Here is a 515-nt window from a genome sequence, read left to right on the forward strand (position 1 = left end):
CTACTAAAACTTTACTTAACGTGGCGGAACAATTTTTAAAATCTATATTATTTAAAGCAATATGACCTATAATTTTTTTTGAATTATTTTCTTCAATGATAACTTTATAAATTATTTTACTAGAATTTTCTTTATTTGTGTCTTTAATATATTCCTTTAATTGTTCTTCATCTAGGGGATAATTAAAATCTGTACCTGCCCATTTGACTAAAAGTTCAGGAGAGTTTATCCAGTTTATTAATAAATCAAAATCTTTCTCCTCAAAATATTCAAACTTAATCAATAAATTACTCCTTAAATAATAGGTTATTAACTATAAAAATTCAGTGAATGTTGCAATATAAACAACCACTACAATTTTTTGATACTTTCTTCATCAACTTTCTATCTTAAATTTTCGATTTTTTATAAAGCGTTTTGTATTATCTAAATAACTCTTTACAATTTACTGATTTTTAAGCTTTTGCTAATAGATTTATGCAACTTTAATATTATAAGTAAATCTATGCACTTCA

Annotated in this window: 1 protein-coding gene; it reads right to left on the reverse strand. The window is 22.9% G+C overall.

Features of this window, described 5'->3' with window-relative positions:
* Nucleotides 1-283: GNAT family N-acetyltransferase (locus tag IE142_RS40510; RefSeq protein WP_191889541.1), on the reverse strand; the 283-nt coding region annotated here is incomplete at its 3' end.
* Between the last annotated feature and the right edge of the window lie 232 nt (nt 284-515).

The organism is Streptomyces mutabilis (genome assembly GCF_014649815.1).
GTDB lineage: Bacteria > Actinomycetota > Actinomycetes > Streptomycetales > Streptomycetaceae > Streptomyces > Streptomyces mutabilis.